The sequence below is a fragment of the Cecembia calidifontis genome (assembly GCF_004216715.1).
Classification (GTDB): Bacteria; Bacteroidota; Bacteroidia; order Cytophagales; family Cyclobacteriaceae; genus Cecembia_A; species Cecembia_A calidifontis.
The window spans coordinates 1,199,297-1,223,828 of sequence record NZ_SGXG01000001.1 but is presented as its reverse complement, the minus strand read 5'-3'; the positions used below and the strand labels follow the sequence as shown (position 1 = coordinate 1,223,828).

Annotated in this window: 24 protein-coding genes; 8 read left to right on the top strand and 16 right to left on the bottom strand. The window is 42.6% G+C overall.

Translation table 11 applies throughout. From position 1 onward, the window contains the following. Window positions 1-18: 18 nt before the first annotated feature. The gene (locus BC751_RS05235) at window positions 19-1,692 is read right to left on the bottom strand and encodes an amidase (protein ID WP_130274620.1); all 1,674 of its coding nucleotides are present in this window, start codon (window positions 1,690-1,692) and stop codon (window positions 19-21) included. Window positions 1,693-1,765: 73 nt separating this feature from the next. On the opposite strand from BC751_RS05235, the gene BC751_RS05230 reads away from it, so the two are divergent. Both BC751_RS05230 and BC751_RS05225 read left to right on the top strand, forming a co-directional pair. Continuing rightward, a complete protein-coding gene (locus BC751_RS05230) occupies window positions 1,766-2,200 on the top strand; it encodes a hypothetical protein (RefSeq protein ID WP_130274619.1) in 435 nt (144 codons plus the stop codon). 62 nt (window positions 2,201-2,262) lie between these two features. Next, the gene (locus BC751_RS05225; RefSeq protein WP_130274618.1) at window positions 2,263-3,222 is read left to right on the top strand and encodes a sugar phosphate isomerase/epimerase family protein; all 960 of its coding nucleotides are present in this window, start codon (window positions 2,263-2,265) and stop codon (window positions 3,220-3,222) included. A gap of 7 nt (window positions 3,223-3,229) precedes the next feature. Here the strand turns inward: BC751_RS05225 and BC751_RS05220 are convergent, their stop codons facing one another. From BC751_RS05220 to BC751_RS05205, 4 genes are all read right to left on the bottom strand, one after another. Continuing rightward, window positions 3,230-3,550, bottom strand: a complete 321-nt coding sequence (locus BC751_RS05220) for a hypothetical protein (RefSeq protein ID WP_130274617.1) — start codon at window positions 3,548-3,550, stop codon at window positions 3,230-3,232. A 21-nt stretch (window positions 3,551-3,571) separates the two neighbouring features. Then, window positions 3,572-4,972 (bottom strand): class II fumarate hydratase, encoded by a 1,401-nt coding sequence (gene fumC, locus BC751_RS05215; RefSeq protein ID WP_130274616.1) that lies wholly within the window; start codon window positions 4,970-4,972, stop codon window positions 3,572-3,574. 138 nt (window positions 4,973-5,110) lie between these two features. Further along, window positions 5,111-5,584 carry a hypothetical protein gene (locus BC751_RS05210; RefSeq protein ID WP_130274615.1) on the bottom strand — a complete coding sequence of 158 codons (474 nt, stop codon included), beginning with the start codon at window positions 5,582-5,584 and terminating at the stop codon, window positions 5,111-5,113. 143 nt (window positions 5,585-5,727) lie between these two features. After that, a complete protein-coding gene (locus BC751_RS05205; RefSeq protein WP_130274614.1) occupies window positions 5,728-6,108 on the bottom strand; it encodes a RidA family protein in 381 nt (126 codons plus the stop codon). 156 nt (window positions 6,109-6,264) lie between these two features. Here BC751_RS05205 and kynU point away from each other — a divergent pair, with 156 nt between their 5' ends. Both kynU and BC751_RS05195 read left to right on the top strand, forming a co-directional pair. Beyond that, window positions 6,265-7,551: a kynureninase gene (gene kynU / locus BC751_RS05200; RefSeq protein ID WP_130274613.1), complete on the top strand. Its 1,287-nt coding sequence runs from the start codon at window positions 6,265-6,267 to the stop codon at window positions 7,549-7,551. 27 nt (window positions 7,552-7,578) lie between these two features. Continuing rightward, window positions 7,579-8,934 (top strand): FAD-dependent oxidoreductase, encoded by a 1,356-nt coding sequence (locus BC751_RS05195; RefSeq protein WP_130274612.1) that lies wholly within the window; start codon window positions 7,579-7,581, stop codon window positions 8,932-8,934. 79 nt (window positions 8,935-9,013) lie between these two features. On the opposite strand, the gene BC751_RS05190 is transcribed toward BC751_RS05195, so the two are convergent. Then, entirely contained in the window at window positions 9,014-10,168 is a 1,155-nt protein-coding gene (locus BC751_RS05190; RefSeq protein WP_130274611.1) for a hypothetical protein, read from the bottom strand. Window positions 10,169-10,357: 189 nt separating this feature from the next. Here BC751_RS05190 and BC751_RS05185 point away from each other — a divergent pair, with 189 nt between their 5' ends. Further along, window positions 10,358-10,996: an O-methyltransferase gene (locus BC751_RS05185; protein WP_130274610.1), complete on the top strand. Its 639-nt coding sequence runs from the start codon at window positions 10,358-10,360 to the stop codon at window positions 10,994-10,996. Between the two features lie 50 nt (window positions 10,997-11,046). On the opposite strand, the gene BC751_RS05180 is transcribed toward BC751_RS05185, so the two are convergent. From BC751_RS05180 to BC751_RS05170, 3 genes are all read right to left on the bottom strand, one after another. Then, window positions 11,047-11,673, bottom strand: coding sequence for a thioredoxin family protein (locus BC751_RS05180; protein WP_130277500.1), 627 nt, complete (start codon window positions 11,671-11,673; stop codon window positions 11,047-11,049). Between the two features lie 4 nt (window positions 11,674-11,677). Next, window positions 11,678-12,172 carry a TlpA family protein disulfide reductase gene (locus BC751_RS05175; RefSeq protein ID WP_130274609.1) on the bottom strand — a complete coding sequence of 165 codons (495 nt, stop codon included), beginning with the start codon at window positions 12,170-12,172 and terminating at the stop codon, window positions 11,678-11,680. A gap of 650 nt (window positions 12,173-12,822) precedes the next feature. Then, window positions 12,823-13,728: a M28 family peptidase gene (locus tag BC751_RS05170; RefSeq protein WP_130274608.1), complete on the bottom strand. Its 906-nt coding sequence runs from the start codon at window positions 13,726-13,728 to the stop codon at window positions 12,823-12,825. A gap of 73 nt (window positions 13,729-13,801) precedes the next feature. Here BC751_RS05170 and BC751_RS05165 point away from each other — a divergent pair, with 73 nt between their 5' ends. Further along, window positions 13,802-14,788 (top strand): NTPase, encoded by a 987-nt coding sequence (locus BC751_RS05165; protein ID WP_130274607.1) that lies wholly within the window; start codon window positions 13,802-13,804, stop codon window positions 14,786-14,788. Between the two features lie 74 nt (window positions 14,789-14,862). Here BC751_RS05165 and BC751_RS05160 read toward each other — a convergent pair whose 3' ends face one another. The 4 genes from BC751_RS05160 to BC751_RS05145 all read right to left on the bottom strand — a co-directional run bounded on the left by BC751_RS05160 (window position 14,863) and on the right by BC751_RS05145 (window position 16,831). Beyond that, window positions 14,863-15,120, bottom strand: coding sequence for a DUF6952 family protein (locus BC751_RS05160; RefSeq protein WP_130274606.1), 258 nt, complete (start codon window positions 15,118-15,120; stop codon window positions 14,863-14,865). Continuing rightward, the gene (locus BC751_RS05155; protein ID WP_130274605.1) at window positions 15,101-15,415 is read right to left on the bottom strand and encodes a thioredoxin family protein; all 315 of its coding nucleotides are present in this window, start codon (window positions 15,413-15,415) and stop codon (window positions 15,101-15,103) included. The genes BC751_RS05160 and BC751_RS05155 overlap by 20 nt, the downstream gene beginning before the upstream one ends. An 82-nt stretch (window positions 15,416-15,497) precedes the next feature. Continuing rightward, window positions 15,498-16,073 (bottom strand): inosine/xanthosine triphosphatase, encoded by a 576-nt coding sequence (gene yjjX, locus BC751_RS05150; protein ID WP_130274604.1) that lies wholly within the window; start codon window positions 16,071-16,073, stop codon window positions 15,498-15,500. Window positions 16,074-16,123: 50 nt separating this feature from the next. Next, window positions 16,124-16,831: a YebC/PmpR family DNA-binding transcriptional regulator gene (locus BC751_RS05145; RefSeq protein WP_130274603.1), complete on the bottom strand. Its 708-nt coding sequence runs from the start codon at window positions 16,829-16,831 to the stop codon at window positions 16,124-16,126. A gap of 56 nt (window positions 16,832-16,887) precedes the next feature. On the opposite strand from BC751_RS05145, the gene BC751_RS05140 reads away from it, so the two are divergent. Further along, complete coding sequence (locus BC751_RS05140) at window positions 16,888-17,247, top strand: hypothetical protein (protein ID WP_341272827.1); 360 nt, start codon at window positions 16,888-16,890, stop codon at window positions 17,245-17,247. 18 nt (window positions 17,248-17,265) lie between these two features. On the opposite strand, the gene BC751_RS05135 is transcribed toward BC751_RS05140, so the two are convergent. Next, window positions 17,266-17,724 (bottom strand): gamma-glutamylcyclotransferase family protein, encoded by a 459-nt coding sequence (locus BC751_RS05135; RefSeq protein ID WP_130274602.1) that lies wholly within the window; start codon window positions 17,722-17,724, stop codon window positions 17,266-17,268. 159 nt (window positions 17,725-17,883) lie between these two features. On the opposite strand from BC751_RS05135, the gene BC751_RS05130 reads away from it, so the two are divergent. Further along, a complete protein-coding gene (locus BC751_RS05130; protein ID WP_130274601.1) occupies window positions 17,884-18,366 on the top strand; it encodes a DUF4890 domain-containing protein in 483 nt (160 codons plus the stop codon). Window positions 18,367-18,551: 185 nt separating this feature from the next. Here BC751_RS05130 and BC751_RS05125 read toward each other — a convergent pair whose 3' ends face one another. Further along, window positions 18,552-20,027: a glutamate synthase subunit beta gene (locus tag BC751_RS05125; RefSeq protein WP_130274600.1), complete on the bottom strand. Its 1,476-nt coding sequence runs from the start codon at window positions 20,025-20,027 to the stop codon at window positions 18,552-18,554. A 1-nt stretch (window position 20,028) separates the two neighbouring features. After that, complete coding sequence (gene gltB / locus BC751_RS05120) at window positions 20,029-24,522, bottom strand: glutamate synthase large subunit (protein WP_130274599.1); 4,494 nt, start codon at window positions 24,520-24,522, stop codon at window positions 20,029-20,031. Between the last annotated feature and the right edge of the window lie 10 nt (window positions 24,523-24,532).

Sequence of the window (24,532 nt, the reverse complement as noted above, 5' to 3'; positions counted from 1 at the left end):
CCATCCCAAAGTCCATTTTCATTGATCAAACAAAGGAGGTCTTTTTTTCTGCCATTCGGTATGTTCTTGATAGGCACGACCCAATATGATCAATTTTTCTTCATCGAAGAGATTGGCCAAAAAAGTAATGGATACCGGGCTGCCATTACTGTTAAAGCCATTGGGCATACAGAGTGCAGGATGTCCGGTCAAGTTAGTTACCTGCAATTGATTCCCTCCATAGGATGGGGTGACAATCACATCATAATCAGAAAACAGGGCATGCATTTCCTCAATCAGGATATTGCGGAAGCGGTTGGCCTGAATGTACTCCACAGCCGGGATAAAGCGGGAAGAGCGGAACAGGTTTGGCCAGGCATTGCGGTGCTGGGCTACCAATAGATCGTCCAAGTCCAAGCGGGTCAGTTCATCAAAGGCCGCTGCCCCTTCTACATATAGCGAGATCAACATAGAGGGCACATCTACAGAAGTTTTCAGTTCTAAAGGGTGCAGCTCCACACCCATGGCCTTCAATTCTTCCACTACCCTTCTGTCCTGATCGGTTGCACGCTCTCCTTCAAAGAAAGGGGCAAAGTACCCAACTTTCAGGTCTTTAAAGGATTTTTTTGCATTGTAATTAAATGCCGCGGCAATGGTACTCTTATCCTTAGGATCAAAACCATTGATCACAGAAAGGACGATGGCATTGTCCAAGGCTGACCTGGACATCGGACCTATCTTATCCATACTCCAACTGAGGGCCATGGCACCATGTCGGCTTACCCTTCCAAAAGTAGGCCGTAAACCTGTCACCCCATTCCTTGTAGATGGAGATACAATACTACCCAATGTCTCTGTCCCAATGGCAAAAGGAACCAAGCCTGCACTGACTGCTGACCCAGAACCGGCAGATGATCCACTGGATCCCTGTTGCAGGTTCCAAGGATTCTTCGTCACCCCTCCATACCAAACATCGCCCATGGCCAAGGCTCCCAAGGTAAATTTCCCTACCAAAACCCCTCCTGCCGCTTCTAACTTTTCTACTACAGTGGCTGTCTCATCGATCACCTGATCCTTGTAAGGCATGGCACCCCAGGTAGTTTTAGTTCCCTTGACCGCCAGGAGGTCCTTGATGCCATAAGGAATTCCATGTAGCGGGCCTCTGTATTTACCAGCTGCCAACTCTGCATCCATTTTTTTGGCCTTTACAATAGCTTCCTCCTCCATCAGGGTAATGAGGCACTCCAAAGTATCTGCATATTTCTTGATCCGGTCCAGATAAATCCTTGTCAGCCTTTCGGAACTGATCTGTTTGTTTTTGATCAAAACAGACAATTCAGCCACGGAAAGAAAAGCGATATCATTTTCCTTTTCAGGAAGTCTTACCTGGGCCGGTAAACCCCAATCAAAGGCCCTTTGTTCTTGGGAAGGGATAAATCCATGTGGCAAAGGGTTAAAGTACAGGGCAGGTGAAGTGGCATTTTCTATTTTCTGCTCTCTCATCCGCTCAAAACTGTTGCGGTGATTCGTTAGGTTTTGGATCATGCTGTCCTTTTCTGCAGGAGTAAAGGCCAGCCCGATCAGGGTCTCAGCTCCTGAAATAGCAGCTGGGGTTATTTCTCCTGCTTTTTTTCCGGCTATGAAACCAATGGATAGAAGACCAGCTCCAAGGACAAATAATCCCAGCTTTGACTTGTTTTTGAATAGCATCATGTAGTTTTGTATTTAGACATTGAACCAATTGATTCAGCTAAAGTTATTTTCAGGAAGATATAAATTTCTACGAATGGACAAAAACAGCATTACACCAAGCTTCCCCATGCCGATGAGAGGGCTTCTTTTGCTTACAGGAATGTACAATATCGCTTGGGCTGCATTTTTCAAATACTTCGGTGAAGACTTTCTTAAATGGCTATCCATGGATAGCAACTGGACCGGAGCGATGCAAAGCAATTGGTTTGGAAGCATAGGCATGATATCGGCCTTCCTGGTTTTTTTGAGCGCATTCTATCCCATCAGCTGGAGATACCTGACCTGGGCAGGAATATTTGGAAGTTTGGCACTGGCAATATGGTTTGTGATTGGCTTTATTCCGGAACTGGGCTGGAATAAACGAACTATCTTCCAACTGGTATTCAATCAATTGATCTGGTTGATTCCCTTGACCATCATCAGCAAAAGGGCCATGGATGTGAAATCTTATCTGGAAAAAGAAAAATAATTTCCGGATTCATTGTGTGTCTTTCACATAATAAGTAAACTGCCTTTTCAATAATACCCTTGATGAAAAGACGAAAATTTATCCAACAAATAAGCCTGGCCTCTGCCACGTTGAGTATGGTTCCATCCCTCACATTTGCCAATGAAAATGCAGCCACCAGACTGGGTGTTGCCCTGTTTACCCTTCCAAAATCACTCTCTGATGATTTTGAAGGTACCCTAAAAATGATAGCTGAAATCGGTTACAAAGAACTTGAATTCTTTGGCCCTTACGAATTCAGTACAACCGCTGCCAAGGAAGGGTGGAAAATGGCCGCCAATGCCTTGGGTTTTTCAGGAAGTGGATATTTTGGAAACTCTCCAAAACAATTGAAGGAAATGTTGGATAAGTATGGGCTTTCCGCACCTTCCATTCATATTGACTTACCCACCTTGCAGGAAAATATGGAAGCAGTAGCTGAAGCCGCACATATTGTGGGGCACAAGTATGTAGGCATTGCCATGATTCCGGATGAGATGAGGAAAAATCTTGAGGACTACAAAAGGACCATTGATGTTTTCAATGAAGTCGGAGCAAGTGCCCGCAAACACGGACTGACTTTCTTCTACCATAACCACGGTTATGGCCATGCGCCTATGGAGGGTGTTATTCCTTTTCAAAGAATCCTGGATCAAACCGACCCTGAACTGGTCAAAATGCAGATGGATGTATTCTGGTTAACTGCTGCCAAAGCGAATCCTATCCAATACCTGGAAGAAAACCCGGGAAGATTTGTTTCCCTGCATGTCAAGGATATGAGGGAATTAAAGACCTTTGCAGGAGATGGTGGCAATATGGGAGAATGGATGGGACTTTTCCCTTATCTCGCCGATGCAGGTGCAGGGGTTTTGGACCTACAAAAAATCATGTCCACAGCAAAAAAATCAGGAGTCAAGCATTTCTTCTTGGAGAAAGACATGACTCCCGATCCATATTTATCAATCAAGAAAAGCTTTGAATACCTAAAAGGTTTAGAAAGCTGAAACTGGATTAAAGAAGTATGATCAACAGGATAAGGATGATGATCAAAGCACCGGTGGAAATATAAAGTCCACTGCCCCTCATCGTCTTGCTTTCCTTATTCAACTCCTTTACTTCATTCCTTAGTTCCTTTTTTTCGTCACGGCTCATTTCAGAAAAATCCATAGCATTGATCTCCATGATCCTTGCTTCTATTTCAGCAAATCTCTGGATTTCCGCTTCGGTGAATTCTGTTTTTTCCTTAGAAGCTTTTTCTTTGGCAAAAACTTGCTGACTACCAGCCAAGACCATGGCCGCAACAAGGGAAATGTTCAAAATTGTTTTTTTCATGGTTTCTATATTTAGTGGTTATTATTTCAAGCTACCGATCATATCTTCAGGTCTGACCCACTGATCAAACTGCTCATTGGTCAACAAACCTAAAGCCAAAGCCGCTTCTCTTAGAGAAGTACCTTCCTTGTGCGCTTTTTTGGCAATGGCTGCTGCATTTTCATAGCCAATATGCGGATTCAGGGCAGTCACCAACATCAGAGAATTTTCCAAGTGCTTCTTAATGAAGGGTGTATTGGGCTCGATTCCAATGGCACAATTGTCATTGAAAGACACACAGGCATCACCGATCAATCTGGCTGACTGAAGGAAGTTGGCAATGATCATTGGCTTGAACACATTCAGTTCAAAATGGCCATTGGATCCGCCCACAGTGATCGCCACATCGTTGCCCATTACCTGTGCCGCGACCATGGTCATAGCTTCTACCTGGGTTGGGTTGACTTTACCCGGCATGATGGAAGAGCCCGGCTCATTTTCAGGAATCAAAATCTCTCCGATCCCTGATCTTGGACCGGAGGACAACATACGGATATCATTGGCGATTTTCATCAAACTTACTGCCAACTGCTTCAAAGCACCGTGGGTTTCAACAATAGCATCATGAGCCGCCAAAGCCTCAAACTTATTGGGAGCAGTTATCATTGGCTGTCCCGAAAACTCTGCAATCTTTTTGGCTACCAATTCGGCATAGCCTTTTGGCGTATTGAGGCCGGTACCTACAGCTGTACCACCAAGGGCCAGCTCAGAAAGGTGCGGAAGGGTATTTTTCAAAGCTTTTAAACCGTGATCCAACTGGGCTACATAACCAGAAAACTCCTGCCCCAAGGTCAAAGGGGTAGCATCCATAAAGTGTGTCCTACCGATCTTCACCACGTCCATGAAAGCTTCCGATTTGGCCTTTAAAGTGTCTCTAAGCTTCTCGACTCCCGGAATGGTCGTCTCCACCACCATTTTGTAGGCTGCAATGTGCATGGCCGTGGGAAAGGTATCATTGGAAGACTGGGATTTATTGACATCATCATTGGGATGGATCAGCTTTTTGGCATCCTCCAAAGAACCGCCCAATAGGACATGTGCCCTGTAAGCAATCACCTCATTGGTGTTCATATTGGACTGGGTACCTGAACCCGTCTGCCAGATCACCAATGGGAACTGATCATCATGCTGGCCTGCCAGGATTTCATCACAAACTTTTGCGATGATATCCGCTTTGTCCTGTGCCAATACCCCTAACTCCGCATTGGCCAAGGCTGCTGATTTCTTCAAAATAGCGAAAGCCCTGATAATTTCGATGGGCATGCGGTTCCGCTCGCCACCGATTTTGAAATTATTGATCGATCTTTGGGTCTGTGCACCCCAGTATTTGTCAGCAGGAACCTCCACCGGCCCCATGGTATCCTTTTCGATTCTAAAGCTCATAGTATGATTTTTTGAACGTTTATTACGCCCGCTAAAATAAGGCCTGAAGGTCATAATACATAGCTATTTTCTATGAATATCCAAGAAGATAAGAAAAGGTCTTGTTTAAAATAAGGGCCATTAAAAATTAGCGGGAAATCAAAGGTTTAAGAGTTCGTGGAAAATTTCCTGAGAGATTTTGATCTTCCGCTTAAAATGGTTCCAGGCAAAGAGATAATTGCCTATGCCGACCGCCAAACTGATTCCTGAGAAAAGAAAATTACCCGCTACCATTGCAAAAAAGATTGCCAATATCAGGGTCATCACAGACCAAAATCCCAAGAAAAAGACCGATCCGGGAAATAGACTGTAGTGCAGAAACAGGATACAGCCCTTAGGCGTACTTTCCAGTTTTCCCTTGATCAGGGGCAAAAAACTATCCGCTTTGGTGATTACCAAGGAGAGCCTAAAACTGTCCCTTCCAAGCGTCCCGTTGAATTGATAACCCTTATTCTTTTCCAATTCATATTCCAAAAAATTGGCATCACGGGTCACCAGGTCCACGCGTTCCAATACCTCTTCCTTGGTCCATGAGGAGACCAATACTTCGCTATGGTTTGGGAAAAATGGCATGAGTAATTAACTGTTTCCCTTCTTTAAAGTTGTCAAGTCCAAATCAATCCCAAAAATGCAAAAATAAGGACCACCCAAAAAGTACCTATCCAAACGATTGGCCATTTGTTGGATAGAGTCATTTCCGTGGTCCTGCTTAAAATCTATTTTACCGCAATGCAGGAAATCTCGACGTTAACATCTTTGGGCAATCGGCTTACCTCCACAGTTTCTCTTGCCGGAGGATTCGATTTGAAATATTGCCCATAGGCCTCATTGATAGTCGCAAACTGCCCCATGTCTTTGATAAAAATGGTACATTTGACCACGTCGCCAAAACCATATCCTGCCTGCCTCAACACCGCTTCCAGGTTTTTCATGACCGCATGGGTTTCTTCTGTGATATTGTCGTTGATCAATTCACCGGTATCTGCATCCAGTGCAATTTGACCGGAAACATACAATGTATTGCCTGCTTTCACCGCCTGACTGTAAGGTCCGATTGGAGCAGGTGCTTCTTTTGAAAAGATGATTTCTTTACTCATGGTTATGATTTTTCCGCAAATTAAAGATTCATATTCCATCAGCCGAAAGGAAAACCGTTTTTTTCAAAGCTGAAAGGTTGTAAGTTTGGATATTTGTCAGTTCCATCAAGAATTTCCCTGCCGGTCTGATAAATCAAAACCATAAACTTGAACTCCATGAAAAATATACAGTACGAATATTCAGAAGCTTTTGCACGAAAAATGGACGAAATGGATTCTTTAAAAGGATTCCGATCAAAGTTCTATTTTCCACAGGTAAATGGACAGCAGGCCCTATATTTTTGCGGGAACAGCCTGGGACTACAGCCCAAGACAACAGAAGCTTATATCAAAAAAGAACTGGATAACTGGGCCAGGCTGGCTGTAGATGGACATTTCTATGGGGAAGACGCCTGGTACCATGTAAGAAAAAAATCCAAACCTGCTTTGGCGGCTATCGTAGGTGCCCATGAACATGAAGTGGTGGCAATGAATAACCTGACCTCCAACCTTCACTTTTTAATGGTTTCTTTTTACAGGCCTGATCAGAAAAGATATAAAATCATCACCGAAGCAGGCGCTTTTCCATCAGACATGTACATGCTGGAAACCCAGGTGAAGTTCCATGGATTGGACCCGGAAAAGTGCATCATTGAACTGGCTCCCAGAGCAGGGGAATATACCCTTCGAACAGAAGATATTCTTAAGGCAATTGAAGAGCATAAGGAAAACCTGGCCTTGGTGATGATGGCTGGATTACAATATTATACTGGCCAGGTTTTTGATATGGAAAAGATTACCCAAGCAGCCCATGAAGTGGGTGCTACGGCTGGGTTTGACCTGGCCCATGCAGCGGGCAATGTCCCTTTGAAGCTCCATGATTGGGGCGTGGACTTTGCTGCCTGGTGCAGTTACAAATACCTTAACTCTGGCCCTGGAAATATTTCAGGCATTTTCGTCCACGAAAGACATGCCGAAAGTCCTGAATTGCCAAGGTTTGCGGGTTGGTGGGGACATGATGAAGGGGAACGCTTTAGGATGGAAAAGGGCTTTAAGCCCATGTATGGAGCGGATGGTTGGCAGCTGGCCAATTCCAATGTAATCGCATTGGCAGCCCATCAGGCTTCTTTGGATATTTTCGAAGAAGCGGGAATGGAAAGGTTACGGGAAAAAAGTGAACTTTTGACCGGCTACCTGGAGTTTCTCATACAAGAAATAAGTGGTGAAAGTGGTGTATTAGAAATAATTACGCCAAAAAACCCCTTCGAAAGAGGATGTCAGCTATCTTTGCTGATCCATAAAGGGGGAAAAGCAGTTTTCGATGAATTCTATAAGCATGGTGTAGTAGGAGACTGGCGCAACCCAAATGTAATCAGAATTGCACCTACTCCTCTGTACAACAGCTTCTTAGATGTATATCAATTCGCAAAAATACTTGAACAATCCCTTCAAAAATTCGCTTAATATACCCAGGGATATATCTCTCAAACCATGAAAAAAAATGAAATCAGTATTTTGGGCGCAGGCCTTATTGGGTCCTTACTGAGTATTTATCTGAAAAAAAGAGGCCTTGACGTCCATATTTATGAAAAAAGGCCTGATAATAGAAAAGGAGAATATAAGGAAGAAGGAAGGTCCATCAATATGGCCCTCAGCGACAGAGGATGGAGAGCCCTCGAAAAAGTGGGGCTTCAGGATAAGGTGCTCCCCCTGACCATCCCCATGTACGGCAGGCAAGTTCATAATGAACATGGAAAAACCACATTTATTCCCTATGGCAAAGAAGGTCAGGCAATTTATTCTATTTCCAGGGGCAGGTTTAACCAATTGTTGATGGATGAGGCAGAAAAAGCCGGGGTAAACATTCACTTCGAACATAGAATTGAAGATGTAGACCTGAGAAATTTTGAAATTACTGTCAATAATCCTGAATCAGGTCTGGAAAAAATCAACTCCGATGTGATTCTTGGTGCCGACGGAGCCTATTCTTCTCTCAGAAATGCCATGTTGAAGCAGGTCCGATTCAATTACAAGCAGGAATACATTTCCCATGGATACAAGGAACTGAGTATCCCTCCTACAGCTGAGGGAGAATTTGCCATGGATCCCAATGCACTGCATATCTGGCCAAGGGGCTCATTCATGCTGATTGCCTTGCCCAATCCTGACAAGTCATTCACCTGCACTTTATTTCTACCTTTTGAAGGTGAAAGGGTATGCTTTGAAAATATTAGGGATGAGAAAGATGTCAAAGGAGTATTCCAAACCTATTTTGACGATGCCTATCAGCTGATGCCACAGCTGACAGAGCAATATTTCAACAATCCTACCTCTTCTCTGATCAACATTGAATGTTTCCCATGGATGCTCAATAAGGCACTTTTGATAGGTGACTCCTCACATGCAATGGTCCCCTTCTATGGACAGGGGATGAACTGCGGATTTGAGGACTGCATGATACTGGATGGCTTGATTGAAAAAATCGGAACCTCAGCCTGGGAACTGGTATTTGCCAAATTCCAAAAGATCAGAAAACCTGACACGGATGCCATCTGCCAGTTGGCATTGGAAAATTTCGAAGAAATGAAAGCTGACGTGGCAGATCCGAAATTTATCCTAAGGAAAAAGATAGAAGCAAAACTCCATGCCCTATATCCCAATGACTGGATCCCTCTCTATACAATGGTTACTTTCTCCTCCATGCCCTATTCCGAAGCTTATGCTTTGGGCAAGCTCCAACAAAAAATCATGGACAAGGTCATGGCGAACCCATTGATCACCCAAAACTGGGATAAGCTGGACTATGAGGACATCATCGACCAATTGGACAAAGCTAAAGCAGTCTGATTGATCTTCTGAAGATAAAATTAAAGGGAAGCAAGTTGTTGCTTCCCTTTTTTTTGAAAATTTCAGTCCCCAAAACATTTTATTTCCCCAGTTTGACCTTATACACTTTCACAAAATCCTCCTCTTCTTCTAGGTTAACGGGGGCCAAAAACCAAAGGTAACCATCGCGATAAAGCCACTGCCTTTCACTGAACTGCAAAGGAATCTCCAATTCAGTGAGCAGATTTCCATCAAGATCCATGACCAACATCCTGGGGTTATAGTCTTTTCTGGATTTGTCTGAAAATTCAACCCAGGCTAGGTTCTCATACTTGGCCTGTTCATGCTCAGGAATACCCGGGAAAAAGGAAACCAACACATATTGATCGGTCACTTTTAGGTTTTCTATTCTTCCTGAATACATATCAGGATTGATGATTCTAGGGTCAGCTTTTTTAAAATCCTCCCCTTGATTGAAGCTATAATCAGCAATACCGAATTCAACTCTTCTGACCTTTTCATAAGGAGGATTCAAGGAATGGATATTGAGCGCTGGCTCTATGCCCTGAACAAAATAAATCCGGTCATGAGCAACAGCCATTTTTGGAGTCAAATGCGAAATATCATGGGCCATGCCATTTCGGAAAACACTGTTTTCATCCAGCTTCATAAACTGTTCTACCTGTCTCTCTAAAGTGTCAAACCAGGCCAAAGATTGATAGTTTTCATAGAATTCCGTTGTATTTCTGGGATGTTCTCCCCTTCCTGCCCCTACGGTAAGGATTCTGTCACCTACCCAGAAAAATTCCATATCACTTGATGCCCTTCCTGAGAAAGCGGGTAATTTTGAAATTTTATGCCTCCCTCCAATCCTTAAATTCCCATCCATATCATAGGTATAAACCCCTTGGTTAGAAATGATGGTAAATGTCTTTCCGTCACTGGAAAACTTACCTGCCCCTAAAGGAAAAAAGCCATAGCTATCAGGAACATCACCCTGTTTGCTGAATTCCCGGATCATTTCCCCCTTCATATTGCCCAAGACCAATTGACCCTTTTGCTGATTATAAAACAAAAGTTGTCCTGTTGAAAGGTGAACATCCATGAGGTTAAGCAAACCGAGGTACGGAATCTGGATAGAATCCACTTTGATAAACTGAATGTCACCAGGATGAACTGATTGAAGTTTACTTTTTTCGGAACAAGCAAAAATGAGCATCAAAAGAATCAGAAAAGACAAGGGATTTGTTCTCATAATCGGGTTTTTAGATAAACTGATAATCACGGAGTTGAAAACCAAAGGATTAGCCAGAAACCTTTCCCCTACCTTGAGTAGAAGCCAAATAAGCCTTATAGGTAAAAATGAGAAAAATTCCATCATTTTTCACTATATTGATCTGAATTACAAGCGATTGTAACACAGTGCAAAATAAAAAAACTCCCTATGAATACTTCCACAAAAGCCTTCCTACTATTTTGTTTTCTTCTGTTGATATGGATAAACCATAGGTCTTTTGCCCAACAAAGAGCCCAAATTGACCAAAAAGTGGAAAAGTTTTTAACGGAAAAAAAACACCAATGGAGAGATCTTAATGTACCATTTGAAGATGGAAAAGTACTCCATGACCTCATTGTCGATAAGGGCTATACCTCGGCTGTGGAAGTCGGTACTTCCACCGGGCATTCCACGATTTGGATAGCCTGGGCACTTAGCAAAACAGGAGGGAAACTCATTACCATAGAAATTGATGAGAAGAGGCAAAAACAGGCCATAGCCAACCTAAAGGAAGTGGGTTTATTAGAATATGTTGATTTTAGACTGGGGGACGGCCATCAAATTGTCAAAGAATTGAAAGGCCCTATCGATTTTGTATTTCTGGATGCGGACAAAGATTGGTACAGTCAATATTTCAAGGATTTGGACAACAAAATTCCAAAAGGAGGTATGTTTACTGCTCATAATGTTCTGAACAATATCTCTGGAATAAGGGAATTTATGCGCTTAATCCAGGATAATCCCAGATACGAAACCAGGATTGATAGGTCAAGCAGTTCCGGTATTTCGATCAGTATAAAAAAATAATCCCGGAACAAAATCCATTGCTCCGGGAAATATCTTTGATGCGTTAAGCCTTATTCAGCCTTTTTTGTCCATTTGATGGTACATCCAATAGCCTTGGTGGTTTGGGTGGCTACCTTTCGTCCATTCATGATATCATCCATTGCATTTTCAACATACCTTTCAGTAACTGCAGCTGCATCTTGGTAATTGTTATCAATAGCTCCAATATATTTCACCACAAAATCATTCCCCTCCTTATTCAGAATATAGACATGTGGTGTTCGGGTTCCTCCGTAGGCTTTGATTACTTCCTGTGTCTTATCATATACATAAGCAAATGGGAATTTCTTTTCCTTTGCACGCTCTTTCATCTTATCAAAGCTGTCTCCTGGACTGACTTTATCGTCATTGGAATTAATGGCAATAAGGGGATAACCCATAGCAGCATATTTATTGTGAAGTTCGATCATCCGGTCTTCATAAGCGACCACATAAGGGCATGTATTGCATGAGAAAATGACAATAGCGCCCTTTGCATCCTTCAATCCATTCAATGAAACCCAAGATCCATCCACATTCAGAAGTTTGAAATCAGAGGCTTTATCCCCGATTTTATAACCTTGGCTATCCTGGGCCCAGGCAATATTCCCTGCAAGAACCATCGCACAAAACAGAAACAATCCGGTTAACTTTTTCATCATTTTACTTTTTTAATTGGTTAATCATTGTTTTCAATTCCTCATATGAAACTTCACCCTCATGGAAAGAGCGAATACCGTCCGGCCTGATAAACAAAGTAGCAGGAATCGCTCCTGACCATCCAGGATCTACTTTGTCTATCCACTTATTATAATCCACATCATTTAAGAGATAAACAGGAGAAGTAATATTCCTTCTCTTAATAAATTCTGTAACTCTCTCGGGTCTTCTTCCATCATCCATGGAAATAAAAATCAGTTCTATATCGGCATCTTCTGCCTGAACCTGTTGGAAATAGGGCATCTCTTTTACACATGGTGCACACCAAGTAGCCCAAAAATTAAAAACCCTGATCTTCCCTGTTTTTTCATCAGTCATCTTTTCAAACTCCGGAAAATCGATAATGGCAAAAAGAGGATCTTGTTCAGTGGGAGAATGATAATCTCCCTTGAACCACAACAAACAAAAAGCGAAAATTGATGGGATAAAAACCTTCATTTTTGATTGAACCTAATGTATTTAATTGTACCTTTTCTGTTTAAGAATTTTATTTTTCCAAGAAATATTGGATTTGTTATTTTCCGCTCAAACAAGCTGTCAAATACTTAAAGAACTACTTATAGAATTTTATTTGGACTGAAAGTCTAAATAAACTCAACAGTACTTCAACGAATTTCAGAAATGCATGTTCGACCGCTCATCAAAAACCCTCAAACCAGCCTAAAAAAGGCATAAAAATTTTTCTTGTTTTTTTATCCACATTTATCCACACTTATCCACATCACCAGCTGAAAAATAATTATTCTGCTGATTTTCAATCATTTAACCATATTAACAAAAAGGTGATTTTGTGGATATCTTCCTGTAAATGAGTTTTTTAATACAAAACATGTATGTATAGAAAGTGGAAAAATCAAGCTATCCAAATAAAATTTCAAAGATAGGATTCTTGGATTTATCTAATTATTGAAATACCGACAATCTCCAAATGAGAAGATTACAGGCAGTAAGCTGAAAGACAAAAAATCCCTAACCCCTTCAAAGAAATCATCTGCACCTCGGCTTAATCTTGGTGTTTTTTTCCTGTTTTTTATAAAAAAACGACAAAAAACTCCATTTTCTGCACTTTCCTTTTCAGCTCTTTCTAATTATTGTAAATTTTTATCCAAGGAAATAAGCACATCTAAAATGAGCTGAACTGCATCCACATAAAATTTCTGATCAATTCGGTCAAAAGTATCTGTCTCCTGATGATAATCCTCATGGTCTTCAACACCAAAGTAGATAAAGGGTATGCCTTTCAAATGAAATTGTGCATGATCAGAAGCAAGTGTCCAATCATCCCTTCCCGATTCTGGTTGATCGTGACCAAAAAGCAATTTAGGATTTCTGCCCGAAGAAACCTTCTCAATCAAGGGCTTCAGATGGGGATAATGATAGGTTCCCACCGCATACAGTTCCTGGTCAACATTTCTACTGATCATGTCCATATTGATATTGAGAACGATCTGCTCAAGAGGAAAAGGGAAATCTGCTACCAAAGCCTTGGCCCCTTGATGCCCCATTTCTTCTCCATCCAAGGCCACAAACATCATTGAATGTTTTGGCCTATGGGCTGAAAAATACCTGGCCAATGCCAAAACTGCTGCGGTGCCGGAGGCATTATCATCAGCCCCATTGAAAATCTTATCCCCAACCTTACCCAAATGATCATAATGTGCCATAACTACGATCAATTTTTCTGTCTCTGCACCGGGAACAAAACCAATAATATTAGCTGCATTTTCAAACAGCTGACCATCCCTCCTATGGGTAAAATTGAAATATTGGGTATAATTCCTATACTGAGAGGTAAGACCTAAAGCTTCAAACCTGGACCTGATGTATTCTCTGGCTTTCAAACTTCCTTCAGAAAGCGGCCTTCTACCTTCCAGTTCATCTGATGAAAGGTAAGCCATATCTTTAAGCAATTCCTCCGCATCAATCCTCTGTGAAAAAGAAAGTGTTGGGACAAGGCAAAAAATAATCCAAAGAATGCTCAATAATTTATTCATATTAAGGTTTAATTTTTGTCGTTATGTATATTCGTAAAAATAGTAAGGTTTCAGAACCACAAGCCATTTTCTTATGAAATATCTCGCAGCGCTGCTGTCAATTTTAATAGTATTTAACAAAGCATGGGGTCAGGGAGCTGTTCCAGACTATTTTTTGGATGGAAAAACAGTAGTCTTGATTTCCAGTTCCCCGCTGGCATTTCCCAATATGGAATGGCATCAGATCGCAGAAATAATCCATCCGGCCATAGTATCCGTGGGAGGAGACCCTGTAGCCTATTATGAACTGGAAGATGTAGCCTTATCAGAAGAAGTGCAGACAGGCTATGCCAATGCATTCAACAAACGTTTGATCCAATCCATTGTGATCGTCACAAGAAAATCTAATGGACAGGTAGCTTTCCATATCAGCCCTTTCTCCAAAAACAAAAATATCGTAGCCTCTTCAGGAGTCTGGGGAATAACAGCTGCGTCCTTAGATGAGATGGTTGGAAATCTTCAGACAATAGGTCAGAATGTAAAAACGAGGAATTTTTTGGTATTGGAAGTCCCTGAATTTCCAAATTCAGAAGGCGCCATACAGGGCTCAAGGAGGTTTATCAATAGAAATCCGCTGAACCTCGATGTATTCAAACTTGGAATCCCGCTTTCAGGGGCTTCCGGAGATATTGGTTTATTGGCAAGCTATAGGTACGATTTACTTGGAAAAAGCGAACAAGTTATCCTTGCAGAGCAACAAGCCGAACGATCCGGCATTGAGCAGATTTTTGAAAGCCATTATCCCTACCAATTTGAATTTTTAACCAATCCCAGGGGGGATGCTGAATTGATAAGGGACAGGATTCAGTTTATTCTGGTCAAACTGGAAGGTAAAGAAGGAGACTTGATGACATCTTTGGGATTTCCTGTAGAGAAACCGGAAGAAAAAACCAGAATCGTGGTAAAATATTACATCCGCCTGATCATAAGGGATGAACTCTATACTGGACCTGTTTGGGATGCGGATCCAGACTGGCGCAAAGCCTTGGCTGCATTTCTTGAAAACCTAAAAATAAAATAAGGGACTGTTTCCAGTCCCTTTTTGTAAGCTTGAGTTCGTTTATTGGGTGATCAAACAACTTTCAGCTTATCAATTTATTTATCAATAGAACCCGTCACCCTTTTCATAAAAGCGTTCATGGCTTCTTTTTTATCCATCCCGTCCTTAATCATTTTATTAACTTCCAAAGAACCGTAAAGGTTTGAAAGTAATTCGCCAATTACCTCCAACTCCTCATCTTTCAGGGAAGGAATTTCTGTCAAATTTTCGAGCAATTCTATTGTTTCATTGACCCAATCTTCATCATTGGCTTCAATAAACCCCAAAACATGCTTAATTATCGGCAATCTCATCGATCAAAGATTTTAATACATCCTCTTTATTGGTTTGGGTCTGATTGACCAATTTTCCCCCTTTAAATGAAGCGAAAGTAGGAAGATTGTTAACCTGAGCTAATTTTCTGGACTCTGGATTTTTTTCAGCATCTACATAGAAAAAGGAGATCCCTGCATAATCACCGGCCAGTCTTTTCATTTTTGGCTTCATGATGCGGCAGTTACCACACCAGGTAGCTCCGTATTGAACGATGACTTTTTCGTTGGACTCTACAATTTCCTGTAAGGTATCTGTATTCAATTCTTGCAACATAATTTCACTTTCTTTTTTTAAGACCGCAAAGTTAGGAACATTGACAAGAAATAGCCAATTGATTTTATCTATTTATGATAGATCAATTGGCATACAATTCTCTTTGTAAAAAGGGTATAAGGGCCAGGACTACGGCTTGCTGATAATATTCTTTTCTGTCCAACGCTCCATTGGTGAGGATGCCTACAGCTCCATTTTCCTGTTTGGAATTGGTCCTTTGAAATACCTTATCATCTGCTTCACCCAGCTCCATTCCTGATTCGACTAGTTCCACGATGGCCTTGGGAAGGAAAAAGGTTGAAGTTTTGGCTTTCCCAACTTTACCTTCCTTATCAATAACCACTACCCAGGCAAAGGCATGCATTTCTCCCTCCACAAGATCAACACCTCCTTCTATACCTACCCAGTAATCTGCTTCTGGAAAAACAACTTTGGCGTTTTTTGCACGATTAAATGCTCCCAGATAAGTTTCTTCATCTCCATACGGCTGTTCGGATACCCCTGAGCTAATATTGAGGCCCTCTACTAAAAAAGACCCTTCAAAAGCTTGATGGAAAGCAGCCTCGGTACAGGAAATTTTAACTGGGTTCTTACTCCCTACGATCACCAGTTTTTGTCGCAGGTCTTCTTTGATATTTCTTCTTTTCGGGAAATTCATGTCTTTATTTCAAACAAAAAAGCTGTGGAACAAGCCACAGCCAAATTCAATTAGGCAACGTTGGTAAATACCTGGTTGACATCATCATCTTCTTCCAATCTTTCGATCATCTTGTTGATCTCCTCTTCCTGTTCTTCGGTCAATTCAACAGTTGTCGTAGGGAACCACTGAAAATCAGCATTGATGATCTCGATATTTCTGTCTTCAAGGGCCTTCTGCATTTTTCCAAAATCCTCAAATGCAGTATAAACAAAAATCTCCCCTTCATTTTCAGCAATTTCTTCCAAGCCGTAATCTATTAACTCCAACTCCAGTTCTTCAATATCCAAATCATTTTGTGCAAAACGGAAAACAGCCTTTTTGTTGAACATAAAGCTGACAGATCCTGAAGTTCCTAAAGACCCTCCTGATTTCGTGAAGTAATGGCGGATATTTGCCACGGTACGGTTGGTATTATCTGTGGATGTTTCCACAATCACAGCCACTCCATAAGGTCCATAACCCTCATATACGACTTCCTCATAATTTTTCTCATCCTTATTAGAAGCTCTTTTGATAGCTGCTTCAATGCGGTCTTTTGGCATTGCCGCACCTTTGGCGTTTTGAATGACTGTTCTTAGCTTGGTGTTGTTTGCCGGATCAGGACCCCCTGCTTTCACCGCCATCACTATCTCTTTTCCAAGGCGGGTAAACACCTTGGACATTTTACTCCATCTCTTGAATTTTCTTTCTTTTCGGAATTCAAATGCTCTTCCCATTGCTTTCGAAATTTTAAAAGGTCGGTAAAATTAATAAATCTTTTTCATTAGCTTCAATGCATAATCCATTATCCAAAGCGGAAGGCAGTTTTTCTCATGAACCTAAAACCTCAAAGCCATGGACCAAAGCATCGCCAAAAATCCTATCCCCAATATTCCTAAACCCATTTATAATAAGGATAGTCATTGTAAGTGTTGGCTTTGCAGGGTTAAAATTAGCACAAAAACATTCACATAGACCCTATCAGGTTGTTTTGTTGGATAAAAACAATTACCACATGTTTCAGCCTCTTCTTTATCAAGTGGCCACAGCTGCTTTACCCCCTAATGCCGTATCATTTCCGCTGAGAAGGATTTTTCACAAGACTCCCAATGTGATTTTTAGAATGGCTGTGGTGAAGGAAATGGATGATTGAAGAAAAAGACTACGAGGACTAGTCCACATCCAGAAAATCGGATTTTCCCACCCTGTTCAGAATCAGAGAAAGATAGGTGTTGGGAATTCCGTTTTCTTTCCCTCCTTTGATAATCACTTTCCAATATTCCTCATTAGGAAAAATACCTGTTTCATTTTTAGGGGAAATAAAGGTAAACGCCCTGAATTTCCCTTCTTGGGAATAAACCTCCTTTTCCACAAAATCATACCCTGGCTCCGAATTCAAAAAATAATCCCTGTCCGCCTCTTCAATTTCATAAAGCAAGCCATAGACAGATTCATGTATACTGGGGACAATATTTGCGCGGGCAGATCCGTCAGGATTGGGATGGGAGAAACGGAAACCAAAATTCGGAAGCACTGCGACCCCGATTTTTTGAGGTTTATGTTTCAGCCTTCCTTCCAAGGTACTTTCGTCTAAGTTGCTGGCATAACCGAAATAATAAAACTTTTCCATAAAGCAATTTAAGATTTGTTAACAAAATAATAGAAATCCAAGATTAAACCTGCCAGGTAAGTTGTGGTCTAACCATTGAAATCAGCAAAGAAGAAAGCAAAATTTCCCGGGACCGCCCAATCAAGCTGAAATTTTAACAACACTTTAAAAGAAAAAACCATGAAAAAGCTATTGATAATAACCGCAATGTTTTCGATCACCTTTGCCTCATTTGCCCAAAAGGGAGCGCAGCGAGAAATGCCCAGTCCGGAACAAAGGGCTGAAAGAATCACCAACAGGATGGCCGAACAGCTTGAGCTGAACGATGAGCAAAAACAAAAAGTCTATCAGCTCCATCTCAAAAATGCCCAAAAAAGGCAAGCAGAATGGGAAGCCACAAAGTCTGAAATGGAAGCCAGAAGGGAAGCCATGCAACAGCAAAGGAAGCAGCAAACCGAAGAAATTGAGGCAATATTGAGCCCTGAACAAAAAGAAAAATGGGCTGAAATCAGGGAGTCAAACAGAACAAGGGGAGAAATGATGCATCAGAGAAGGGGAGGAGAAAAGGGGAATGAATACAAAAGACCGCATCGCGGATCATTTCAGGGCAAAGATGCCAGACAATCATATTCTAGGCGCACCGAAAGACATTCAAGATCTTAATTTTCATAGATTAGGTTGGTTGATTTACTCAAAAATCCCGGCTGATGGCCGGGATTTTTTCTTATGCAAAAAGGAACAGGCCATTGACCTGCTCCTTTAAAAGTACTGGCTGTTTACAACAAACAGCCCATCACTAAACTTACTATCACGCTTACTCTTTTATCTTAGGCTTATTGCTTTCAATCTTAATCCTGAAGGGTATCCTCTTCTATTTCATAAAAACCTTCATCTTTTCTCGGAAGATTGGATTCACCCATCAGAAATTCATCCACCTTGACGGCAGCTTCCCTTCCTTCAGAAATCGCCCAAACTACCAATGACTGCCCCCTTCTCATATCACCAGCAAGAAAAACCTTCTTATTGGTGCTTTGATAATCTTTGGATTTGGGAAGGGTGTTTTCCATTTTTTGGACTCCAAATGCTTCCAAAAGACCGTTTTGGGCCGGCCCTGTGTAACCTATAGCGATAAATGCAAGATCGCATGGCAAAGTTCTTTCCGAACCCTTAACTTCAACAAATTGCATCCTTCCATTTTCTTCTTTCCATTCCAGATCCACCAAAACCAATCCGGTAACTTCTCCTTTTTTATTGCCCACAAACTCCTTGGTCAGCACAGAGAAGACCCTTTCGGCACCTTCTTCATGGGAACTGGAAGTCTTCAGGGTCATTGGCCACTCCGGCCAAGGATTAAGGGTGGTTCTTTGCTTGGGTGGTTTTGGCAGCAATTCCAATTGTACAATACTCTTAGCTCCATGCCGGTTAGATGTTCCGATACAGTCTGATCCGGTATCCCCTCCACCAATGACTACCACATGCTTGCCCTTCGCTGAAATCGGATTCTCTTTTATTTCCCCCCCAATTACCTGATTTTGCTTGCCAAGAAACTCCATAGCAAAATGCACACCTTTTAGGTCTGCCCCTTTGATTTTCAGTTCCCTTGGCTGCTGGGCTCCTGTTGCCAGGACCACTGCATCAAAATTGCGGAGAATATTTTCTGCCTTGATATTGAATCCCACTTCCGTTCCGGTGGTGAAAATCACTCCCTCCTGTTCCATCACTTCAATCCTTCTATCAATAACCCACTTTTCCATTTTGAAATCAGGAATCCCATAACGCAGCAGCCCTCCGATTTTTTGGTCTTTTTCAAAAACAGTCACCTCATGGCCCGCTTGATTGAGCTGATCTGCTGCCGCCAGTCCTGCAGGACCCGAACCGATTACTGCCACAGATTTTCCGGTTCGCTGCTTGGGAATCTTGGGAACCACGAAACCCAATTCATAAGCCTTTTCAGCTATGCTTTTTTCAATGAGTTCAATGGCCACAGGGTCTTTGTTGATACCCAAGACACAGGACGCCTCACAGGGAGCTGGGCAAATCCTTCCGGTAAATTCAGGAAAGTTGTTAGTGCTTCTAAGGATGTAAAACGCCTCTTCCCAGTCATTCCTGTATACTGCATCGTTAAACTCCGGAATGATATTGCCCAGCGGACATCCCTGATGACAGAAAGGCACGCCACAATCCATGCAGCGCGCAGCCTGTTGGTTCAGCTTTTTGGCATCAAAAGGCTTGTATATTTCTTTGTAATCATGAATCCTGTCTTCAGGATTGCGGGATTCAGGCAACTCCCTTTTGAATTGTAAAAACCCTTCTTTCGCTCCCATTTTATGATATCAATGTTTTAGACTGTTCTACGGCTCTTTTTCTCAATACTTCTTTGTAATCTCTAGGAATCACCTTGATGAATCTGTTGCGGTACTCATCCCAGTTCTCCAAATATGCTGATGCCAAGGCACTGTTGGTTAAGGCAACATGATTTACGAGTTCTTCCTTAATGCTGACAAAATCATCTTCATTCAGAGGATCAAGATCCACCATTTCCTGATTGATCAAATGGATATAATCCTTAAGGATGTAAGCGATACCCCCACTCATACCTGCCGCAAAATTTCTTCCAATCTCGCCCAGGTTGATCACAAGACCACCGGTCATGTATTCGCAGCCATGGTCACCTATACCCTCTACTACGGCCTTTAATCCGGAGTTCCTAACACAGAAACGCTCTCCTCCTTTGCCATTGATATAGGCAGACCCGGAAGTAGCCCCGTAGAAGGCCACATTACCAATGATGATGTTTTCGTGGGCCACAAATTGGGCATTGCGGCTAGGGTAAATGATCAACTTACCGCCTGACAGTCCCTTTCCGAAATAGTCATTGGATTCTCCCTCCAACTCAAAGGTCACTCCCTTGGTCAGGAATCCTCCAAAAGTCTGACCTGCGGAACCAGAGAATTTGAAATGGATAGTATCTTCAGGAAGACCAGGGCTTCCATAGATCTTGGAAATTTCATTGGAGAGCATTGCCCCTACAGACCTATCAGTATTATTAATTTTGAATTCTCCTTTTACCGGATTGGCCTGTTCCAAAGCAGGAATGGCCGCATGAATCAATTTGCGGTCCAGTACATTTTTTAGGTCAAACTCCTGATCAATTTGTTTGTAAATACCAACATGGTCAGGAACTTCCACTTTGTGGAATATGGGGGAAAGATCTACCTTATCCCATTTCCAATGGTCCAAATGACCTGAAGCCTTGAGTACATCACTCTGTCCAACCATTTCGTCAATGGTCGCAAATCCCAAGGAAGCCATGATTTCCCTAAGGTCCTGTGCCAGGAACATGAAATAGTTGACAACATGGTCTGGATCTCCGGTAAACAACTTTCTCAATTCGGGATTTTGGGTGGCAATACCTACTGGACAGGTGTTCAGGTGGCATTTTCTCATCATGATACAACCTTCCACCACGAGGGCCCCTGTTGAAATTCCCCATTCTTCTGCTCCCAAAAGGGTAGCTATTGCAATGTCCCTTCCGGTTCTCAGCTGTCCATCGGTCTGTAGTACTACCCTACTCCTCAAATTATTTTTGACCAAAGTCTGATGGGCTTCTGAAAGCCCCAGTTCCCATGGCAGACCCGCATGTCGGATCGAACTCAACGGAGAAGCCCCCGTCCCTCCGTCTGCCCCGGAAATGAGGATAACATCGGACATGGCTTTGGCCACCCCTGCAGCCACAGTGCCTACTCCCGCCTGGGATACCAGCTTGACATTGATCCTTGCTTTCCTGTTGGCATTTTTAAGGTCAAATATCAATTGGGCAAGGTCTTCGATAGAATAAATATCGTGATGTGGGGGAGGGGAGATCAAACCCACCCCAGGGGTGGAATGCCTTACTCTTCCTATCCAATCGTCCACTTTGTGACCGGGAAGCTGGCCTCCTTCTCCTGGCTTGGCCCCTTGGGCCATTTTTATCTGGAGTTCTTCGGCATTGGTAAGGTAATTACTGGTTACCCCAAAACGACCGGAAGCTACCTGTTTGATAGCGGATCTTTCCCAATCTCCATTAGGCTTTCTCTCAAACCGTATTTCATCCTCGCCCCCTTCTCCACTGTTGCTTTTTGCACCGATCCTGTTCATGGCTATCGCCAAGGTAGTATGGGCTTCATGGGAGATGGATCCAAAGGACATCGCACCTGTTGCAAAACGCTTGAGAATAGACTCTACCGGTTCCACTTCTTCGAGGGGTATGGATATCCTCTTCTTGAATTCAAACAGACCTCGAAGCGTAAGGGCATCCCTGCTCTGATCATTGATCTTTTGCGCAAACTTCTTATATAATTGATAGTCGTTGAGCCTGGTTGATTTCTGGAGCAGGTGGATGGTTTCAGGGTTAAAAAGGTGTTTTTCCCCCCTTCTCTTCCATTGGTAAACCCCTCCTGTCTCCAGGATAGGACTATCGGTATGATAAGCGGCCCTATGACGGATCAAAACCTCCTCTGCCAGTTCATCAAATGAAATCCCTGAAATCCTACTGATGGTGCCTTTAAAACATCGGTCAATCACCTCAGGGCCCAATCCTATGGCTTCAAAAATCTGTGCCCCCTGGTAAGACTGTAGGGTACTGATGCCCATTTTGGAAAGCACTTTGAGCAATCCCTTGCCGATGGCGTTTTGGTAATTCTGGAAAAGCTGTTTTTGGTTGATTTCTTTTCCAAAAGCCCCTTCTTCATTCAGATGCAATAAGGACTCCAATGCGAGGTATGGATTGATCGCAGAAGCCCCGTAGCCGATTACTGTGGCAAAATGGTGAACCTCCCGGATATCTCCAGCTTCAACTACCAGACCTGCCCTGGTACGGATTTTCTTCTTGACCAAATGGTGATGAACTGCTCCTATGGCCAAAAGTGAAGGAATCGGCGCCTTGCTTTCATCGCTGTTACGGTCAGATATGATAATGATATTCTTTCCGGCATAAATTGCCCCCTCTGCATCCCTGCATAATTGGTTTAAAGCCTCCAATAAACTACCGGATTTGTGGTTAGCCTCAAAATGTGCAAATAAGGTAACGGTCCGGTATCCTTGATCCTCCAAGTGCTTGATTTTTTCCAAATCCTCATTCAGCAGCACAGGCTGTGAAATATGGATCTGTCGGGTATGTCTGGGGCTCTCCGCCAAAATATTATGGCTTTCTCCTATTCTGGTAAACAAGGACATCACCAATCTCTCCCTGATGGGGTCAATCGGCGGATTACTTACCTGAGCGAACAGCTGCTTAAAATAATTGGAGATATGTTGGCTTTGCTTGGAAAGAACAGCCAAAGGAGTGTCTGCTCCCATGGAGCCTACCGCTTCATAGCCACTTTCACCCATAGGCGCCAGGATCACCTTGATTTCCTCTGAGGTGTATCCAAAAATGGTCTGCCTTTTTTTGATCTCTTCGGTAGAATAAGGGTATTCCAGTTTTTCAGGATCAGGCATCAACCGCAGCTTCAACCTTTCTTCCCTTACCCACTTATCATAAGGTTTATTGTCACAAACTTCCGATTTAATCTCATCATCAAAGGAAATCTTACCTTTTTCAAGATCCGCCAATAACATCCTTCCAGGACTTATCCGACCTTTTTCCAATATGGTAGCTTCCCGGATGGGCAAAGCTCCAGCTTCTGAAGAAAGAATTAGACGGTCATCATTGGTGATAAAGTAACGCAAAGGACGAAGGCCATTCCTGTCCAAAGTGGCACCAATAGATTTGCCATCAGTAAATATCAGTGCTGCAGGTCCATCCCATGGTTCCATCAGAGCCGCATGGAATTTATAAAAGGCTTTGCGGTCTTTGTCCATCATGTGGTTATCCTGCCATGCTTCAGGTACCAACATCATCATGACATGAGGCAAAGTCCTTCCGCTCAATGTCAAAAGCTCCACCAAGGCATCCAAATTAGCAGAGTCTGAATTGTGCTTATTGGTTACGGGCATAACCATAGCCAGCTCCTGATCGGTAAAGTGTATAGACCGCATCAGGGTCTGCTTGGATTTCATCTTGTTCAGGTTGCCTCTGATGGTATTGATTTCACCATTGTGTGCCAAATATCGGAATGGCTGTGCAAGCCTCCAGTTTGGGAATGTGTTGGTCGAAAACCTGGAATGCACAATGGCTAGTCCAGAGGTAATCCTGTTGTTTTGGAGATCTTTGTAAAAAGGAAGTACCTGATCAGTCCTTAACTGTCCTTTATATATAAGTGTAAATGCAGAGAAACTGGCAAAATAAAACGCCGAATTGACACCGGGTATGGTACTGTTGATGGTTTTTGATGCGTAATTGCGCAAAACATAAAGCTTCCTTTCCAGATCGATACCGGTAAGTCCATCCATATGGCTGACAAAAACCATTTCAATATTGGGCATTACTTCCAGCGCACCTGAACCGGGAACTGTCTCATCCACTGGCACATTCCTATAGCCCAATAGCCTGAAGCCAAGCTTTTCAATGATATCATTAAGCTGGGCTTTAGATTTCTTATAGAGTTGTTTGTTTCTTGGGAAGAAGGTCATGCCTACTCCATAGCTTCCCTCCTCAGGCAATTCAAATCCTGCCCGGTGGGTGACTTCTTTAAGGAATAAATGGGGAATTTGAATGAGTATACCTGCCCCGTCCCCAGTCTTGGGATCAGCGCCACGTCCACCCCTATGCTCCATGTTGCTGAGCATGTTCAAAGCATCGCTGATGGTCTCATGACTCTTTACCCCTTTGACATTTACTACCGCTCCAATCCCACAAGAATCGTGTTCAAAAGCATCACGATAAAGTCCTTGATTCATTATAAGTATG

Excerpts from the sequence above, each read along its gene's own strand:
- BC751_RS05175 (WP_130274609.1), bottom strand. The coding sequence starts at position 12,172 with ATGAAGGTTTTTATCCCATCAATTTTCGCTTTTTGTTTGTTGTGGTTC.
- kynU (WP_130274613.1), top strand. The coding sequence starts at position 6,265 with ATGAAAAATATACAGTACGAATATTCAGAAGCTTTTGCACGAAAAATG.
- BC751_RS05220 (WP_130274617.1), bottom strand. The coding sequence starts at position 3,550 with ATGAAAAAAACAATTTTGAACATTTCCCTTGTTGCGGCCATGGTCTTG.
- BC751_RS05170 (WP_130274608.1), bottom strand. The coding sequence starts at position 13,728 with ATGAATAAATTATTGAGCATTCTTTGGATTATTTTTTGCCTTGTCCCA.
- BC751_RS05205 (WP_130274614.1), bottom strand. The coding sequence starts at position 6,108 with ATGAGTAAAGAAATCATCTTTTCAAAAGAAGCACCTGCTCCAATCGGA.
- BC751_RS05130 (WP_130274601.1), top strand. The coding sequence starts at position 17,884 with ATGAAAAAGCTATTGATAATAACCGCAATGTTTTCGATCACCTTTGCC.
- fumC (WP_130274616.1), bottom strand. The coding sequence starts at position 4,972 with ATGAGCTTTAGAATCGAAAAGGATACCATGGGGCCGGTGGAGGTTCCT.
- BC751_RS05155 (WP_130274605.1), bottom strand. The coding sequence starts at position 15,415 with ATGTTGCAAGAATTGAATACAGATACCTTACAGGAAATTGTAGAGTCC.
- BC751_RS05165 (WP_130274607.1), top strand. The coding sequence starts at position 13,802 with ATGAAATATCTCGCAGCGCTGCTGTCAATTTTAATAGTATTTAACAAA.
- BC751_RS05225 (WP_130274618.1), top strand. The coding sequence starts at position 2,263 with ATGAAAAGACGAAAATTTATCCAACAAATAAGCCTGGCCTCTGCCACG.
- BC751_RS05140 (WP_341272827.1), top strand. The coding sequence starts at position 16,888 with ATGCATAATCCATTATCCAAAGCGGAAGGCAGTTTTTCTCATGAACCT.
- BC751_RS05145 (WP_130274603.1), bottom strand. The coding sequence starts at position 16,831 with ATGGGAAGAGCATTTGAATTCCGAAAAGAAAGAAAATTCAAGAGATGG.
- BC751_RS05190 (WP_130274611.1), bottom strand. The coding sequence starts at position 10,168 with ATGAGAACAAATCCCTTGTCTTTTCTGATTCTTTTGATGCTCATTTTT.
- BC751_RS05185 (WP_130274610.1), top strand. The coding sequence starts at position 10,358 with ATGAATACTTCCACAAAAGCCTTCCTACTATTTTGTTTTCTTCTGTTG.
- BC751_RS05210 (WP_130274615.1), bottom strand. The coding sequence starts at position 5,584 with ATGCCATTTTTCCCAAACCATAGCGAAGTATTGGTCTCCTCATGGACC.
- BC751_RS05230 (WP_130274619.1), top strand. The coding sequence starts at position 1,766 with ATGGACAAAAACAGCATTACACCAAGCTTCCCCATGCCGATGAGAGGG.
- yjjX (WP_130274604.1), bottom strand. The coding sequence starts at position 16,073 with ATGAATTTCCCGAAAAGAAGAAATATCAAAGAAGACCTGCGACAAAAA.
- BC751_RS05180 (WP_130277500.1), bottom strand. The coding sequence starts at position 11,673 with ATGAAAAAGTTAACCGGATTGTTTCTGTTTTGTGCGATGGTTCTTGCA.
- BC751_RS05125 (WP_130274600.1), bottom strand. The coding sequence starts at position 20,027 with ATGGGAGCGAAAGAAGGGTTTTTACAATTCAAAAGGGAGTTGCCTGAA.
- gltB (WP_130274599.1), bottom strand. The coding sequence starts at position 24,522 with ATGAATCAAGGACTTTATCGTGATGCTTTTGAACACGATTCTTGTGGG.
- BC751_RS05195 (WP_130274612.1), top strand. The coding sequence starts at position 7,579 with ATGAAAAAAAATGAAATCAGTATTTTGGGCGCAGGCCTTATTGGGTCC.
- BC751_RS05160 (WP_130274606.1), bottom strand. The coding sequence starts at position 15,120 with ATGAGATTGCCGATAATTAAGCATGTTTTGGGGTTTATTGAAGCCAAT.
- BC751_RS05135 (WP_130274602.1), bottom strand. The coding sequence starts at position 17,724 with ATGGAAAAGTTTTATTATTTCGGTTATGCCAGCAACTTAGACGAAAGT.
- BC751_RS05235 (WP_130274620.1), bottom strand. The coding sequence starts at position 1,692 with ATGATGCTATTCAAAAACAAGTCAAAGCTGGGATTATTTGTCCTTGGA.